20 protein-coding genes are annotated in these 16429 nt (G+C 40.0%); 3 read left to right on the top strand and 17 right to left on the bottom strand.

The window, feature by feature from the left end:
* Window positions 1–293 precede the first annotated feature (293 nt).
* The 3 genes from ACPEH5_RS21175 to ACPEH5_RS21185 form a co-directional block, all read right to left on the bottom strand.
* Entirely contained in the window at window positions 294–476 is a 183-nt protein-coding gene (locus ACPEH5_RS21175) for a TraY domain-containing protein (protein WP_227024246.1), read from the bottom strand.
* 171 nt (window positions 477–647) lie between these two features.
* On the bottom strand, window positions 648–1400 hold the full coding sequence (locus tag ACPEH5_RS21180; protein WP_415894484.1) for a hypothetical protein: 753 nt from the start codon (window positions 1398–1400) through the stop codon (window positions 648–650).
* A 235-nt stretch (window positions 1401–1635) separates the two neighbouring features.
* Window positions 1636–2013 carry a relaxosome protein TraM gene (locus ACPEH5_RS21185; RefSeq protein ID WP_123382816.1) on the bottom strand — a complete coding sequence of 126 codons (378 nt, stop codon included), beginning with the start codon at window positions 2011–2013 and terminating at the stop codon, window positions 1636–1638.
* Window positions 2014–2487: 474 nt separating this feature from the next.
* Here ACPEH5_RS21185 and ACPEH5_RS21190 point away from each other — a divergent pair, with 474 nt between their 5' ends.
* Window positions 2488–2934, top strand: coding sequence for a transglycosylase SLT domain-containing protein (locus ACPEH5_RS21190; RefSeq protein ID WP_123382815.1), 447 nt, complete (start codon window positions 2488–2490; stop codon window positions 2932–2934).
* Between the two features lie 107 nt (window positions 2935–3041).
* On the opposite strand, the gene ACPEH5_RS21195 is transcribed toward ACPEH5_RS21190, so the two are convergent.
* From ACPEH5_RS21195 to parM, 14 genes are all read right to left on the bottom strand, one after another.
* Window positions 3042–3908, bottom strand: a complete 867-nt coding sequence (locus ACPEH5_RS21195) for an LPD29 domain-containing protein (RefSeq protein ID WP_392509028.1) — start codon at window positions 3906–3908, stop codon at window positions 3042–3044.
* Between the two features lie 76 nt (window positions 3909–3984).
* Window positions 3985–4464 carry an antirestriction protein gene (locus tag ACPEH5_RS21200; RefSeq protein WP_123382813.1) on the bottom strand — a complete coding sequence of 160 codons (480 nt, stop codon included), beginning with the start codon at window positions 4462–4464 and terminating at the stop codon, window positions 3985–3987.
* Window positions 4465–4928: 464 nt separating this feature from the next.
* A complete protein-coding gene (locus tag ACPEH5_RS21205; RefSeq protein WP_227024245.1) occupies window positions 4929–5738 on the bottom strand; it encodes an N-6 DNA methylase in 810 nt (269 codons plus the stop codon).
* Window positions 5739–5790: 52 nt separating this feature from the next.
* Window positions 5791–6033, bottom strand: coding sequence for a hypothetical protein (locus ACPEH5_RS21210; protein ID WP_123382811.1), 243 nt, complete (start codon window positions 6031–6033; stop codon window positions 5791–5793).
* 91 nt (window positions 6034–6124) lie between these two features.
* Entirely contained in the window at window positions 6125–6463 is a 339-nt protein-coding gene (locus ACPEH5_RS21215) for a hypothetical protein (RefSeq protein ID WP_123382810.1), read from the bottom strand.
* A gap of 96 nt (window positions 6464–6559) precedes the next feature.
* Complete coding sequence (locus ACPEH5_RS21220) at window positions 6560–6865, bottom strand: hypothetical protein (RefSeq protein ID WP_123382809.1); 306 nt, start codon at window positions 6863–6865, stop codon at window positions 6560–6562.
* Between the two features lie 920 nt (window positions 6866–7785).
* Entirely contained in the window at window positions 7786–8052 is a 267-nt protein-coding gene (locus tag ACPEH5_RS21225; protein WP_094962792.1) for a hypothetical protein, read from the bottom strand.
* Window positions 8053–8065: 13 nt separating this feature from the next.
* On the bottom strand, window positions 8066–8788 hold the full coding sequence (locus tag ACPEH5_RS21230; protein WP_196732695.1) for a plasmid SOS inhibition protein A: 723 nt from the start codon (window positions 8786–8788) through the stop codon (window positions 8066–8068).
* Window positions 8789–8829: 41 nt separating this feature from the next.
* Entirely contained in the window at window positions 8830–10830 is a 2001-nt protein-coding gene (locus ACPEH5_RS21235; RefSeq protein WP_196732693.1) for a ParB/RepB/Spo0J family partition protein, read from the bottom strand.
* Window positions 10831–10893: 63 nt separating this feature from the next.
* On the bottom strand, window positions 10894–11184 hold the full coding sequence (locus ACPEH5_RS21240; RefSeq protein ID WP_196732691.1) for a hypothetical protein: 291 nt from the start codon (window positions 11182–11184) through the stop codon (window positions 10894–10896).
* 673 nt (window positions 11185–11857) lie between these two features.
* The gene (gene umuC / locus ACPEH5_RS21245; RefSeq protein ID WP_196732689.1) at window positions 11858–13126 is read right to left on the bottom strand and encodes a translesion error-prone DNA polymerase V subunit UmuC; all 1269 of its coding nucleotides are present in this window, start codon (window positions 13124–13126) and stop codon (window positions 11858–11860) included.
* A gap of 5 nt (window positions 13127–13131) precedes the next feature.
* A complete protein-coding gene (locus ACPEH5_RS21250) occupies window positions 13132–13515 on the bottom strand; it encodes a LexA family protein (protein WP_196725509.1) in 384 nt (127 codons plus the stop codon).
* An 80-nt stretch (window positions 13516–13595) separates the two neighbouring features.
* The gene (locus tag ACPEH5_RS21255; RefSeq protein WP_196725508.1) at window positions 13596–13982 is read right to left on the bottom strand and encodes a plasmid partitioning/stability family protein; all 387 of its coding nucleotides are present in this window, start codon (window positions 13980–13982) and stop codon (window positions 13596–13598) included.
* A 4-nt stretch (window positions 13983–13986) separates the two neighbouring features.
* Window positions 13987–14958, bottom strand: a complete 972-nt coding sequence (parM, locus tag ACPEH5_RS21260; protein ID WP_196725507.1) for a plasmid segregation protein ParM domain-containing protein — start codon at window positions 14956–14958, stop codon at window positions 13987–13989.
* A 356-nt stretch (window positions 14959–15314) separates the two neighbouring features.
* On the opposite strand from parM, the gene ACPEH5_RS21265 reads away from it, so the two are divergent.
* Both ACPEH5_RS21265 and ACPEH5_RS21270 read left to right on the top strand, forming a co-directional pair.
* Window positions 15315–15950 (top strand): AAA family ATPase, encoded by a 636-nt coding sequence (locus tag ACPEH5_RS21265; protein WP_196725506.1) that lies wholly within the window; start codon window positions 15315–15317, stop codon window positions 15948–15950.
* Between the two features lie 2 nt (window positions 15951–15952).
* Entirely contained in the window at window positions 15953–16231 is a 279-nt protein-coding gene (locus tag ACPEH5_RS21270) for a ribbon-helix-helix protein, CopG family (protein WP_196725505.1), read from the top strand.
* Window positions 16232–16429 lie beyond the last annotated feature (198 nt).

Consider the following 16429-nt stretch of genomic DNA (forward strand, 5'->3'; position numbering starts at 1 on the left):
ACGTTTAAATAATCCCTTCTTACGGGCTGGCGTATTTTCGATAGTCAGTTGTGACATAGCAATTTCCTTGTTAATAGATGTTTCATTATTTTCAACATAAACTCTTCAAGAGTATTTAATAACAATTGAGCCTTTAGCTCGCTTTATTCCTTCATTAAGCACAAAGAAATAAAGCGTGATAAAAACATGATGGATTGAATGCGCTACCGCCCCAGCCCGACAAATCCATTTTTTAATGGCAAAGTCTTCCCGCTGTCTTTTTATTTAACAGTTTATAAAATCAAGAAATTAAATTAGGCTGAGATTATTTCCCAATAATTTTCATCTATTTTTTCAATGTTTTTTAAACTATGAGCAAGACGTATCCTAATTTCTTCTTTTTTAGTTCTTCCTGATAATTCAATTGCTTTAACTAACCATTCTTCTGTTACCAAACTAATATCAACACTAATTTTTTTATGTTTGTTTGCATTCATATCCTTACCCATCCCTTTGGACTGAATTTATATTACACAAATAAAAATCAATGTCTTGGGACAGCTGTCCCAAATAAAGGGGGGTGATTGTGATAAAATTCACAAAAACACCCCGAAAAAGCACATAAAACCATTAACAATTAAAAATAAAAAATATACAACTAACTTTTTCTATATTAAAATCTTTTCATCTTCACTTAAGCGAAAATTAATAAGTTCCACCGTATTTTTATCAACATAATTACACCAACCATATTTTCTGGCAATTGCCCGCAAATTTTTTTGATTTAAAACACCTGAATTCGTGTAATATTTATTTAATGAATTTTCAACTTGTTTTTTATTTAAATTACTATAGTCTGCAATCCATCTAATAGACTTTCCTGTCAAAAAAAACCAAACAATATGCCAAGATATTCTATCTTCTTTCTTTGCTTCATTATTCACAGTTAAAGAAATAGGATTAATATTATAATAATTGTCAATTGGAAAACCATCATCAACAAAAAATCCATCAGCAATATTAATTGTATTAAAAATAGTTTCATGACTAAAAAAATCACTAAATTTGCTGAAGCTTGTTATTGTGTAAGCTTTATCATTAAATGTTATACATTTAATGTGAATATAAAAAAGATAATAAAATTCAGATTTAAGCTTATAGGCAAAAAAAAGTGATTTACTTTTCTTTTTAGTGATAACTTGTTTCTCCAAGGCCTCTAGCTTTTTTAGTTTTGGAAAGTTGTTCAAAAGACGAGGTGATGTTGATGGAATATTAACCATTTGACAAAAATCATCGCTAACATGAGTAATGTTATGTTGGTTATTACGGATATAAAAGAGACTTTTATCATTAAATTGATAAATGATATCAAAAATCACTTGAGATCCACATTGCGGATCAATATTATTGAAGGTAGTCATTTAACCGTCCTTAACTGTGGGGTTATTTGATTAGCCCAATAATCGAGTGTCCGCTCGATTATTGGGTGATTCTATTTAGTTCAAATATACCATATTAGCAATAATTGAATCAATTAATATATTATCTTTCTGCTAAATAAATATAGTTTTTCACTCGCTATTAGATTAGATATATCAAAATATAAGTAAATTGTTTTTTGCTAATCAATTTTCTCAATAAAAAATTTCTATTTATCTAATCGCTTTCAGGAAAATATTCATCTAACATGGATTTTGTTCTATTTTTAAAATCTTCAATATATTCTCGATAGTTATATCGATTGTCTTCTTTGATTTCTGTTAAATCAAACATCATCTTGAATAAAATCTGTATACACTGCCGTGATTTAGTTACTTCTTCTAATAGTTGTTTTTTATAACGTTCCTCTAGGGATAAACCATCATCCCCTTCTTTTTCTTTCTCTAAATTTTCAACAACCCGCAATCCGATATCCAGTAGCTCAGAGCCAACACTGGAAATGTTTGCATCAGCGCCATCCGCTTTTCGTTTATCCACAATATTACGAATTCCATCTAATGTTTTTTGCTTCATATATATATGTTGACGTGGCATTCTTTTATTTCCTTAGTCTTTACTAGCCGCTATTTGTGGGCTGCGGTCAATTAACATACAGCCCACAAATAGCCCACAGAATACAATCATAAAAAATAAATCACATATAAACAGTATATTATAATAGCCCACTATTAGCCCACTATTTTTGGGTAAAAAATTCATTTATTTGATATTATTAACAAAACACACAAAGTGCATCCCTTTAGCCCATTTATAGACGCTATTAGTGGGCTATGAATGGGCCTTTAACTGAGAATTTTAAAATTTTCACCTATTTATTTTAAATCAACACCCTGATTTAATGATAAATTCTTGCAAAATGAAATTTTGCGTGGGGTGTGATGTCTTTCTTTCAGAGGAGCATATTTATTGCTCCTCGTTTCTTTTGGCTCGCATTAAAATAGTGCTTTATTTTTTAATTAAAATGGGCGATTCTGAGTTAAGCGTATTTATTATTTTATGGGGCTTTATATGCGAATGATCTTTATTCTCATTGCGTTATTTTTTTCACCTTTTTCATTTTCGTTTGATTGCTATGATAAAGCAGGAAAAGATTATCAAATTGACCCTGATTTATTACGCGCGGTTGCCTTTCGTGAAAGTTCATTCCAACCGAATGCCATTAATCAAGCATCTCCCACACGATACGCGATTGGATTAATGCAAATTCATTCGCAAAACTTTAATGAATTAGCCCAGTATGGAATTACAGAAAATCATTTAAGGCAAGACCCATGCATGAATATTTATACGGGTGCATTTTATCTCGCGAAATTTATTCGCATACAAGAGGATATTTGGAAAGGTGTGGGGGCTTATAATGCAGGGTTAAAAAAATCCGAGGCTCAAGAACAAAAAAGAAATCAATATGCGCTTGAGGTCTATCACATTTATCTTAACATTAAAAAAAATAACTAAACTTACTCCTTTTACTTTCTATTTTTAACGCTATAATCACGTTTAATATTAAGTAATGCATGTGGCTTAGTATTAAAACGAGAAACGCGCCTTTAGGCGCGCTTTCTTTAATAACTGGTTTTTCTTAATACTCGACCAATTTCTCCACCTATCCCATCATTCCCAATAATTTGTTCTCGTCCTATTTTGTATAATATTCCTTGATGATAATTTTCAACCGTCATTAGCGCGGTATCAAACTCATATGACTCGCCATATTTATCAATCAATGATTTGATAGCCAATGCGATTATTTCATCACTATAATCCCGATGTGTAAAAACATAATCAGCACCACCATAAACTACATTAAAAGGTGATGTCTCACTATAATGATAATCGGTATAACTATCAAAACGCGATGTTTCATATTTATTGATTATAGATTCGACTTCATCAACTGTCGGACCATCTGTCCAATTTACATGATAAGAACTGTAATACTGTTTACGTACTGAAAATTTTGTTTTTGGAAAATGTTTTTTTAACTCAGCACGGATATTTTTACCGACTATTTTGACTTTCTTATCTGAATTAGAGGTTATCTGTGTTAAGTGTGAATATTCTGTGTTGTTTTTTTGGAATTCGACACCTTGTTTAAATTCATTTATCTTTCGTTCTTCTTCGGCTTTTTCTGCTTGTTCATGTGCCTCAGCTTTTTCAATTAATGATTTAATGGTTTCTTGATCAACGGTTTCATTTTCAATTTTCCATTGTACGCCGTGTAAAATACTTTCCGGTAAACGATTTGATTTATTTCCATTAAAGAATACGATATCAAATTCCGCATTGCCCCCTGTAACCATAACATTATACATATTCTTTATGCTTTGTGGTTTTTGCTCACCATGAATATTAACAATAACCCCCTTGCCGAGATTATATAAATTAGTGTAAACCACTTGACCAACTGATAATAATGTTTGCTGTTCCATATTCATTTACCTTTTTCTGATTTATTGATTGATGATGTTCAATGAAGCGCAAGCCTGAGACTTGCGCGGGATAGTGTTAATCAATGGCGTTTAATATTTTGGTTTGTGATTCAGGGGATAATGTGAAAATAAAATCCCGTAATTGATGAAAATAAGCAGAAATACGCTCACAATCTTCGTGATGCTCTTTTTCATAAGTCACAAATGAAAAATGGCTTAACATCATTAAGGTGACAATAATTCCTGCTTCTTGGGCACCTACATCGTCCATAAATCCATTCGGTGAAGTGAGCATATAGCCTTTTGTCGGTTGCAGATAAAAACCGCCATTCGACAATTGAAAAAAATCCCAATAGCCGCCGTTATAGGCTACGGCGTTCCGAGTCATCCAGTTATAGATTGCATTTTCAAAGGCAATACAGTAACGACCTAGTTTTGAAGGTAAAAACTTTAAACGGGCTTGTGCGTTCTTCACCTCAATAGCCGTGATTGCTATTTCGTCTTTTCCATTTCTTTCGTTAGATTCTTGAGCTGCAAGGTTTTGTTGTTGCGTCATTTTAGTGTCTCCTTTGGGTTAATGATTTCTTTCGTTGAGTTCCTTCGCTGCAAAGGCCGTACATAGTCGAAATGAGGAAGGAAGCAAGGGCGGAGGCAAAATTGTTGGAAAGCGCAGCGGCAAGAATTTTGGCGAAGTTCACTTTACCCTTGCTGGATGAGGAGGTGAGACTATGTTTTAGGCCGAGCGGAGGGGCTTGGCGAAAGATTAACAACACAGTGGCTGAAAATGACGCAACCCGACTTGCGGCGAGAGAATCGAACCGCAAGGCGTCCTTTGAGCTTAACAACGTTAAGCGGTTTATCAGGGGCAGCTCCCACAGGGAGCTTGCATCCCTGTCCTTTGCGCCACGCGTCAGCGTAAAAAGGCGCAGGGTTTGGCGTTGTCGGATTGAGCCTGGCTCGATGCCAGGATTAAGCCGATGCGCTAAAAAAGGGGAATAAATCCCCTTGAAATAACGTGAATTAGGCTGTTAAAAAGGATTTAAAGCGAAATGAATTTAACATTAACATCGGGGTATACAACGTTTGACGAACGTCCAGCGTTAAACTGTTACCAATATTCACAATGGCAGGTATCCCCAATAATGCCAGTTGGACGTAGCACATTCGGGCGGCAACCTCATCAATATCGGTACATACCGCGATCATTTGCATTTGCGGATTAAAACCTTGTTGCAACACAGAATTAGCACAGGCAATTACCATTCCGCCCGCGCCGCACGTAGGCTCGCACACACTGATATAGCCATTTTGTTCAATTATCGCCCCACAATCCCCGATGATGAGATCACTCATGAGCTGGCTAACGTGAAATGGGGTAAAAAATTGCCCCCATGCCCCTTCGCCTAATTCAAGTGACATAAACACCGTACCTAAAAAATCGGTGGCTTGTTGGTCTAAGGCGTTAACACAAATGGCTAATAGTTTCGCAAACGCATCCAAATCAGCGCTTTCATAACGCGCAATCACGTTAAAGTAAGTTTGTTCCAATTCAGGGCACTGTTTCACGCTGTTTTCTAATGAAATCGCAGCAACATGAATAAAATCGCGAAACACCTCTACACGACTGTGATAACGTGCCGTTTGATTAAATAATTGAATAAACTCGGTGTGAAAATCGCGCTTTGACTTGGTGTTAGCCATTGCTAGGGTTGCTTTTTCGACTGTTTTGTCTGTCTTTGTGTCTATCTTACTGGGTGAGCCTGAGATGATAGGACTGGGTGTTTTCACGGGTTGGCTTAAATCTACATCAAAAAAACTCAATTGTGACATATCGACGCTCCAAAACTGCCCCTGAAACAAAAAACAGGGGCAGTGAATTAACTTAAATCCACGATTTACGCAGTTCTAAACAGCGCAAAAGTTGCCCCAAACAATGGTTATTCATTGCAGGGATGCGAACGGGCTGTTTGCGTTTAAGTTGTTTGTCGATATGTCGCGCCATTGCCCGATAGGTAGGCTCAATATCACTAATCGCGATATCGTGACGCATGACCCGACGTTTTGACGCGACGGGCATTTGGGGCTTTACAGGATTGGCAGCGTATGCCATGATATTTGCATTCATCGGAGTTTCTCCTTTGAGTTGATGATATGCCTTGAGTTTCTTCGCAAAAGTTCATCAAGGCAGGGATTAAGCAGGCGCAAGCCTGCTTTTTTCATTGTTGCGCCAGCAGCCCAGCACAACGCACACGCGAAATAATTTGCGCGTGAGATAACGTTGATACATCCCGAAACGTGAAATAACGTCCGTCTACTTTGACAAAAATGTCAGTCACGTTCCCCATGACCATTTCTTGCAACTTAAATGATTCTGTATTGTTATTGCCTTGCCAATCCAACGGGGGCATAACGGATAACGCATCCATAAATTGCATTAAGGTGATTTCTGTCGGGGCAGTTTTAGCCGCTTGTTCACGCCCTATCCAATACATCAATTCCGCGCTTTGGGTTTCTTGGTAACTGTCTGTTTCGTACTGATCTAATGCGTGATACATATAAAAACTCCTTATTGATGGTTAATGGATAGAATCTCGTAGCGATAATTCCTACTCACTCTGATTAGTCAGTAGGAATTGTTCTCATTAGAATAATTAGATTTCTCCACAGCCAGCGGGACAACAATCTATGGCAATGCCGTGTGAGCAAATTCCCAAGTCAAAATCAATATCATTTTCAATTTCTTCTGTTGTATCAAACGGCTGATAACCCAGTTTTTTTGCAATTAGGATGGCTTTTTTATGGTGTCTGTTTGGTAAAGCGTTTATTGCTCTATCTACCAATTGGTTAAATCGTTCCTGAAATAAAACATCACTTAATCCGCATCCTTTAGACGCTTCTTTGTGGGCTTGTTCGCATTTTGCTACCCAACTGTCTTTATTGAAATTTTTGAGCTTCATATTTTTTCCTTTAAAATTATCTTTCTGAAGATTCAGGAGCGGCGGTTTTGACGTTCTCCGAAGGCATCCTGGTTTACCTGCGAGTTTTAAATCATCTCTCTGTGAGTTCTTTCGCGGCAAGGGCGATGAAGCAAACAAAGGAAAGGTTTTGCAAGGGCGCGAAGCGGCAACGCGAACCCTTGCAAGTTCTTGAGTTTGGGTGCGAAATTAAAGCCCTAGCGGAAGTACTTACAGAGAGATAAAAAGCCAAAGGTCAGGATGAATTCGGCCGACACGCAAAGCGTGGCGTCCTTAACGGCCGTGCGAAGCACGAAATGCCGTGCAGTTAGGTTTCGCTTGCTATCCGAAGGACAGAGACGCTTGCGGCTCTGCGGAAACTCATTCGTAAAACGAATGGCGTTGGAGTGTAGGCGACAGCTCGAAGAAGTCGAGCTGCCGTAGGAACCCATTAGGGGTTATTGTATTTTTTTGATAAATGAATTTTGATTTGAATTTTTGCTCAAAAGCATCATTTCCTTGTTTTTACAACAAAAAAATGACTATACGTAATCGCGACCTCAGTAAAGTCCCATCTTTTTTTTTAACAAAATCCACGGCTCTCTAACGCAAAGACTAGCGATTTATCCCCGTTTTAGAGAGATAAAGGGCTGTTCGGGTTTACCCGAACAGCCCTTTATTGCTTTCGTTCTTCAACGGTTCATAACGGTCGATGACACGCCCCACAATAGTCGGTTTTTAGGGAGGTTAATCGCACACCACCCAACTGTGTACTGTTATCCGTCATCTCCCCATTAAAGGCATCATTGCCCCGACTCGAAGTGATATGCAGCAGATAAAAAGGTGCCATTGTAATAACAATGAACACATTGTGTGTGTTTGCTTTTTAATTGCATCATCAACGCACTAATTGGCTCTCAACCTTAAAATAGCACAAGACTGGTTGCCAAAAATGCCCCTTTAACATCCTGACTGACAGGATAATAATAGGTGGCATACCCTTCTCTAGGCACCGCCTTGTAATACCCCACGTTGATATCTTCACAGGCTAACCACGTTTCGCGGTCACTCTGTGAAATTTCATTCGCGGCAATTGCTGAATTAATGACCGTTTCTTTTGTGTGCTCACCGCGCATCATTAGCACCAAACTGTCTTCAGTTTCGAGTAAAACCACATTCCATTCATTCATCGTCAACGCCCTTTTAACCGATTAATTTATTGGGAATGGCATAATTATCCAGTAATTGCTCACCGTATGATCGGGTATCGATATCGTCATTGAAATCCAAGAGAGCCGACCATAACGGGGCAAAATCAAGGTATTTTCGCAAGTTTAAATTGTTAAATCTCGTCGTCCAGTTTACAAGCAATTCAATTAAATCATACTCTTCAATTCCATCATGATTAAACCGGTTGTACCACGATTTAAACTCACTGGGGGTAATAAAGGCTAACTCAATTTCAGCTTGAGCTAATCGATTTTGATACTGTTGCTGCGCTTTTATTTGGGCTTTTTGTCGGGCACGGCTCACAACTTGTACTTGAGACTGAATTTTTCGCCCCTGCCGTTCACGGTCGCGGTAATCCAGCTCAGGAAAAAAATCTCGCACATGATGATCGCACAACGGCAACGGACAAATATAACCACGGGACTGAATAAACGTATCAAGGGCGGCAAGATAGCGATTTTTGGACGGCATTTCGCGCTTGTCATCAAAAGATAACACCAACGTAGAGTGCAAATCCTTTGCGGTTATTGCCCCTTTATTCCCCGTAAAAATGCGAATTAACGCGCTCGCATAGGGAAATCGTTTTTGGTATTGCCCTTTTTGCATTTTATCTTCGACAAAGAGGATGGCTTTTGCAGCGGCATATTGACGGTCATTAAAGGGAACAAGGGCTAAATGGTTTGGAATGATTGTCATGAGTATTCACACTGCCCTTTCGGGCAGTGTCTCCAGTATGATTATTGCGCGTTATCGGTGTGGTGAGTGTCAGCGTTTGCATCCAGAAAACAGCTCGGCAACCAATGGGTATCTCTAAGGGTATTTTCAGCCAACTCAGCGGCATCCCCTTTTTTCATTTTGACCACTTCAAGGGCTTTACCTTTTACCCCTGCATCGTCCAGACAATCAACAATTTGGTCTTTACTGATACGCCCAAAGAAATTGGCTTTAGTCGGTTGCCACCATTGGCGAAAATCAAAGGCAATCGCCTGTTCAATTGGGCGCAGAGCTTTGGCTAACGTGTTATCGTGCGGAGCATGATGATTCACTTCACTTAACGTTTGCGCGGAACAAAATGCCAGTAGTGCAACTAAATCCGTTTGCTCCCATGACAACAACCATGAAAAATCAGCTTGCCATGCGTCGGGTAAACGCGCTGACCATGACTCAAATTGCGTTTCCAACATGATTAAGGCTTCACTGTCTTGGGCGGTCGGGGCATTTTTGAGTAATTCGTCCTGAGTACATGAAAACTTAATGTTAAACGCGGTTTTGGCATACCCTGAACCAAACACCTGAATGCACGCATCATGAACCAAAATCGCCAGTGCCACGTTCGGGTGCTGTGTTAATGCCGCTTGAACCGCTAAGGTGCGCTCTGAGGACAAACTTTTGCACAACGCTGCGCTGTAGGTAGAAACTGTCTCAACTTGAGTTGTTGATTGCTCACTCACACTTTCAGTTTCGCTTTCCGCTTCACTGCACTGTGGCACTTGCTGTGCTAAGTCAATGACGCCACGGATGACACACGGTTCTCCATCACGGTCAAGGTAGACCACTACGCCTTTTGTTGCTTTTCCATCGGCTGTCCACGCCTGATTTTTGGTACGATCTTTAATGTCTTCGATTTGCTTTTCGCAGTCTGCCACGGCTTGGCAAAGGTCAGCTTGTTCATTTTCATCATCCGTTTCCCATGATTGCTGACGTAAATCTGTTTCACGAGCACGCAATTCAGCCAGTAAATCCGCAAATTCAGGGGGAATGACCGCCTCAGGCGCATGACTGAGAGACAAGGTTTCCCCATCATTACCGTAAAAGCTTGGACGCTCTAAACGGGCAATACCGAACTGCCAACCCTCAATATCGGCTAACAGCTCCGCACACACAGTGAGCTTGTCGAGTGCCAATTTTTCTAATAGTGGCGCATTTTCAATAAATCCGGCTTCGGTAAAGAGGTCAATTTCAAGGGTTCCCCCTGCTTGCTCGTAGGCATTCAATCCAACAAAATTCACCAAGCGATTATTTTCGACGGGGGTTTTGGTTTCTTCGACGGCTTCACGTAAATGGCGTGGTTCTTTTTTCCAACCCATTGCATTGTTCCATACCATCACTTGACGGTCATGGTCAGGGGTTCCGGCTAACGCTTGCAGTTGGTCAAGGGTAATATTATCTGCATCCAACTCTGCTAATAGCTCGGGCGCCATATTTGCTAAACGCAAACATTTTTTAACGTGGTGAGTGCTAAACCCTAATAAGTCACCGATTTCAGACGCATTTTTGCCTGTTTTTTGTAGCTCGATAAACGCATGAAGTTGGTCGGCGGGATGCATGGCTTCACGTTGGCTGTTTTCCGTCAGGGAAATAATCAGCGCATCGGACTCTGAAACCACTTTGACAGGCACAGGGAAACTCGACGCTAAATGTCCTTTTGTCACCAATTGTTGTAATGCCAGTAAACGACGTTGACCCGCTGCAACCCCGTAGACGTCATTGTCCATCGGGTAAACCACCAAGTTTTGTAACACCCCGACCGCTTGAATACTGTCTGCCAGTTCTGACAAGGCTTTTTCATCGATTGGGCGTTTACGGACATTGAGTTCACTCTGTACTAATGCCGATAACGGCAATACATGTGCTTCCATGCTGTCCAACGCCTGATAAATCGCATCGGCCTGTGCGGATTTTGTGCCTTTTTTCGCTTTACGTTGTTTTGGGTTAATGATAGTTTCTAATGTAGACATATTATTCAACCTTATTAGTTTATTGTGTCTAAGCTAAGGGAGGCTCAACAACTCCCTTAGCACCTAAGATGCCTGAATCAGTTCAGGACGCAGATAGAACATGTTGTTTAAATTGTCACTAAAGCCAATCGGATAGCCGTCTTTCATAAAAATACTGTTGGAATCGAACGCATCACTGTGCAGCGTGATTTCTTCGTCGTATAACTCCGGTGAAATATCCCCCTCGAATAAATCCAATAACCGTGTTAATGGCGCAATGTAATGCAATAAATCCGCTTTCTGACTATCCGTCAGTGGGGTTTTAACCCTTCTTTCGTTAGATTCTGGAGCTGCAAGGTTTTGATGTGATGACATTTTTGAATCCTCCTTTGTATTAATGATTTCTTTCGTCGAGTTCCTCCGCTGCAAAGGCCGTACATAGCCAAGACGAGGAAGGAAGCAAGGGCGGAGACAAAATTGTTGGAAAGCGCAGCGGCAAGAATTTTGGTGGAGTTCACTTAACCCTTGCTGTATGAGGAGACGAGGCTATGTTTTAGGCCAAGCGGAGGGACTCGATGACAGATTAATCACACAGGCGATGAAAATGGCAGCACCCGACTTGCAGCGAGAGAAGCGAACGGCAAGTCGCCATTAACGCTTAGCGCAGCTAAGCAGTGAACCAGGGGCGGTCCCGCAGGGAGCTGCACCCCTGCCCTTTGCGCCACGTTGAAAACGTTAAAAGGCGCAGTGGTTGTCCTTTCAAGCCGGTTGTCCCCATTTTCCACATTTGGCGAGCCAGTGAGCGCGCCCCAAACAGGCGCGAGAACGGGAGTGTACGGGGAACCTGCGCCAACTGTGTGTAAATGGGGTCAATCCGGCGTTCGGCTTAATACTGGCTCAACGCCAGAATAAAGCCGTTGCCCCAAAACTCAAAATGGGCGTATCCACAAAATCAGTGGATAACTTGAAATAGCCCTGTTAATAACAAGGATAATGGTTTGATTAATGAATGAATATCAACACTGCTCAAAAAATCATCACCCACTGATTAGCATTTTACGATGGGAATATCCGACAATTGCGTTGTCCAGCGGGGTGATAGAAATTGCTGCTTCATTTTCCATAAATCGGATTGCGATTGTATTCCCTGGCCTGCAAACCAGATAGCCCCTTTTCCTCGATTAATCCGGTCAATTGTCCGCATTAACTCACCACTTTTACTAAAACGATGACCACTCTCAAATAAATTCAGTTGCACTTGTCCTGAAGGGGAAAACTCACTGAGCAAGATACCGCTTTTACTGTATTTCACATTGGGGAGCCAAAGTCGCTCGAACAAAGACACTGCCGCCTGGATAATCTCGCGCGTATCTTGTGTGGGATAAATGAGGGCTTGGGTTTCTTGCCGGTAATAGTACGGGTCATGATGGGAAAAGTGGCTACTCTGTACCCACAATGTGACTAACCGACAATACTGTTTTTCTTCACGTAGTTTTTCTGCTGCACGTTCGGCAAATGCGCACACTGATTGGCGAACTAACTCGTAGTCCATGACTTTATGGCCAAACGAACGAGAGCAAATAATTTGTTGCTTGGCGGGTGCGATTTCTTCCAGCTGAAGACAGGACTCCCCGTTCAACTCTCGTACCGTTCGCTCTAAAACGACGGAATACAGTCTACGCGCCTGGGACGTTGGCAGCCGACTTAAATCCAAGGCAGTTTCAATCCCACTTTGATTTAAGCGTTTTGCCAGTTTACGGCCAATTCCCCAAACATCCCCTACTGGCACGAGTGCCATGAGTTTTTTCTGGCGACTGGGTGAACTTAAATCGACGACGCCGCCTGTTTTTTTCCATGTTTTGGCGGCGTGATTTGCGAGTTTAGCTAGCGTTTTGGTACTGGAAATTCCCACTCCGACAGGCAAGTGAGCACACCGGAAGACATCCTCTTTTAATTTATGGCCAAGCTCATGCCAGGAATATAATGCATCCATGCCTGTCAGGTTACAAAAACATTCATCAATACTGTAAACCTCAATTTGAGGCACAATTTGAGCGACTACCGCCATAAATCGGTTACTAAAATCGGCATAAAGCGGATAATTTGAAGAAAATACAATCACTTGCTTTTGTTTGATTATCGACTTAATTTCAAAATAAGGGGCTCCCATGCGAATATAGGGTTTCGCTTCAGCTGAACGCGCGATGACGCACCCATCGTTATTCGAAAGGCAAATAATTGGCTTTCCTTTTAAATCAGGCCTAAAGACAGATTCACAGGCGGTGTACATGGAATTAACATCGATGAGCGCAAACATATCTTTCACCGACAGGTATGCACGGCATAACGAACGACACCGAAGATTTGCACTTCCGTATCGTCATTGATGGGGATAGAGGGAAATTGGCTGTTAGCGGGAATAAGCGCTTTAGTCGGTGTGATTTGCAGGTACTTACAGGTGAATTCGCCATTGTATTCGGCGACTACAATTTCCCCATGACGGGCAGTAAGGTGACTTTCGACTACCAATAAGTCACCGTCAAAAATCCCCGCATCCTTCATCGAATCCCCTGAAGCACGAAGAAAATAGGTGCTTTCAGGATAGCGAATAAGTTCAGCATCGAGCGATAAGCGACCTTCGATGTGATCTTGAGCGGGACTGGGAAAACCGCAAGCAATTTGACTTTTAAAAATCGGGATTTGCATATGCTATCAAATACTGTATAAATACACAGTATCAATATACTGCATATTTTCACACTACACAAATATCTCGAATACTTTTTTTACACTAGTTTTGATAACTTATTTTTCACTTTCGCTAAAGGTTGATTCGCTTTTATCTCAGTGATACAGCTCTCTTCTTTCAACGTTGAACTAATACCAAGCGCTTTGATGACAACCTCAATTTCAGCCTGTGATGGTTTCCAACCCGTTGTTTGGGAAATTAACATCACAAGCTGTTCTGCCGTCAATGTCTCATTAAAGAGTGTGGCCAACAAAGCAGGCAATCGTGTATCGAGATGTTGTAATGCCACACCACAGATAAATGCATGACGGAAAAATTCCCCCCTAGCTGAACGAGGTATAGACTCAATCACCTCTAAAGCCTGTTTGTCCGCTGGATTTTCGGGGTGAAGATATAATGTAAATTTTTTCCGGTCATGACTCATCGAGTTAATCCTCTTTAAAATAGGCAATGGCTTCAACTAAAGCCGTTTGGGGCGAGTCTAACAGTGTAATTTTATCATCAATCAGGTGCCATGCTTTTCTGATCGCTGGTTCAATCAAAGATGCGCCGCCACCAACCAGATAAATGCGATTCACATTTTTAAACTGGCTAAGTTCATCGACAACACGCTCTCCTAATTGTGTTATTGCAGACTCAATAGTGTCCAATACTAACGGAATTTTCGACTCATCATTCACAATTTGGTGTACAAACTGGTCATTATGGCGTTGTTTTATTAACTCATCAGCAACCAGCGCACTCGTATCACTGGAGGCCATTTTTAATGCACTCAGCGCAGCTTGAGTTACCATTGATACACCAATTTCAGAGTTACCATAAATGGCACTCACACCATCAAACTGCCCTACAATCACGCCCACATCCAGTGTTGTTCCGCCTAAATCAATCACCAGTGACTTTTCAAACTCCCCCACATTATCATTAACTAACTGGGTTAACACGGCAGGTAAAGATTCAGGCATCACCTCGACGCCTTTAATAGTAAAGGTTATTCCTTTATTCAGTTTTACGGGGCGGAGGACATTTTCAATCTTGCGCTGAATATTTAATTCATTCTTTTGACAATCAGCTGTATAAAATTCACTGATTGGCAACGTAACAACCAATTCGATATCTTGAGGTTCAAGTCCACTACTTAAAAGAGCATGATGGATAGCTAAAACATTCGCATCCGTATATTGATACTCAATATGAGTCGTTCTAATTGCTTGTTCACTGACCTCGTCATAAGTGAACTTTTGACCATCCAATTCATAGTTAAAAGTCCCTTTACCACCTAACCCTTCTATTTTCCAACCTTTTTTAAATGAGTTCGTTGATAGCTTAGTTTGAAGTGCCTGCTTGTCAAACCATGCTAGCTTCACATTTGTTGAACCATCGTCGCAATATAATTTCATACACCCTCACATATTACTCAAATTGAGAATTTTGATACATTATTAGATACTCAAATAGAGTATCCAAGAATATTCATCACCCTAAAGACTCAGTTTGAGTAATATATCATAAGTATGAAAAATGAAAACATAAATCACATTTATTTTTTCATACTTCACACTTATGAATTCATGGTTATTAAATCATACGTTTTGATTTGTCGTATACTTCCGATAAGTAATAAGATGATTTCAGATAAAAGGATTGTGAGTCCCTTTTGGGATAATGAGTAAAATAACATCAACTAGATTTTGACTTAAAAATGACATAGTTTATAATAATTCATACTTCACAAATCATAATTATGAGAAAATATATGATAACTGTCATAGGTGGAAACAAAGGTGGGTCAGGTAAAACAACAACAGCAATAAATATTGCTGTTGCTTTGGCTAAAAAAGGCAAAGACGTTTGTTTACTGAACGCTGATATACAACGCACGTCAGCAAAATGGCACGCAGAACGAGAAACCGCAGGTATTGTGCCAAGCATAACTTTGATAGAAAAATTCGATAACTTAACCCAGACGTTAAAAGCCTTAAATGAAAAATATGAACATATAATTGTTGATGTGGCTGGTAGAAACTCACGAGAATTTATTACTAGTGGTGTAATCGCAGATCAAATAATAGCACCATTACAATGTTCTCAGCCTGACTTAGATACTTTGGAAGAATTACAACAACAAGTAGAAGCAATGAGGGATCTTAACCCTGAATTAAAAGTATTTTGCCTGCAGAGTATGGCTACCACTAACCCAGTACTAAAAGGCAATGAACGAAAAGAATTTTTAGAGTACTTATCGGAGTTTCCAACTATAAAAACAATGAACACAATAATCTGCTTTAGAAAGGTCTACAGAGATACGATGAGCATAGGGTTGGGTGTCTTAGAAACTGAAAATCAAACGGCAAAAAATGAAATTGAACAATTAATAAATGAGGTCTTTTAGTAATGGTTAAGAAACCGAGTCAACAAGCAGCCAAAAATCGCAATGAAATAACAGCGGAGCAAGCAGACCTATTAGCTAAACGTTTAGCAGATAAACCTTATGGTTCTACTGAAAATCATTTGCAAGAACCAGAAAAACAAAGCAGAACAACTATATCACTAAACGAGTCAATGCTTGTAAAACTTGAAGACATGGCATTAAAAAACAAAAGGGAAGGAAGAGAGCCTAAAAGTGTAAGCGCAATTGTTAGGGAAGCATTGGAACTATACTTATCCAAATAAAAGCTAATTATACATAGCTACTTTATACAAAGGTTTTTGGTATGAATCGCAATTTAGAATTTGTGATTTATGAATTGTGATTTATGAATTGTGAATTGTGAGTTGTGAGTTGTGAGTTGTGAGTTGTGAGTTGTGAGTTGTGAGTTGTGAGTTGTGAGTTGTGAGTTGTGAGTTGTGAGTTGTGAGTTGTGAGTTGTG

This window comes from Providencia sp. NPDC089933 (assembly GCF_049545585.1).
Taxonomy (GTDB): Bacteria; Pseudomonadota; Gammaproteobacteria; order Enterobacterales; family Enterobacteriaceae; genus Providencia; species Providencia huashanensis.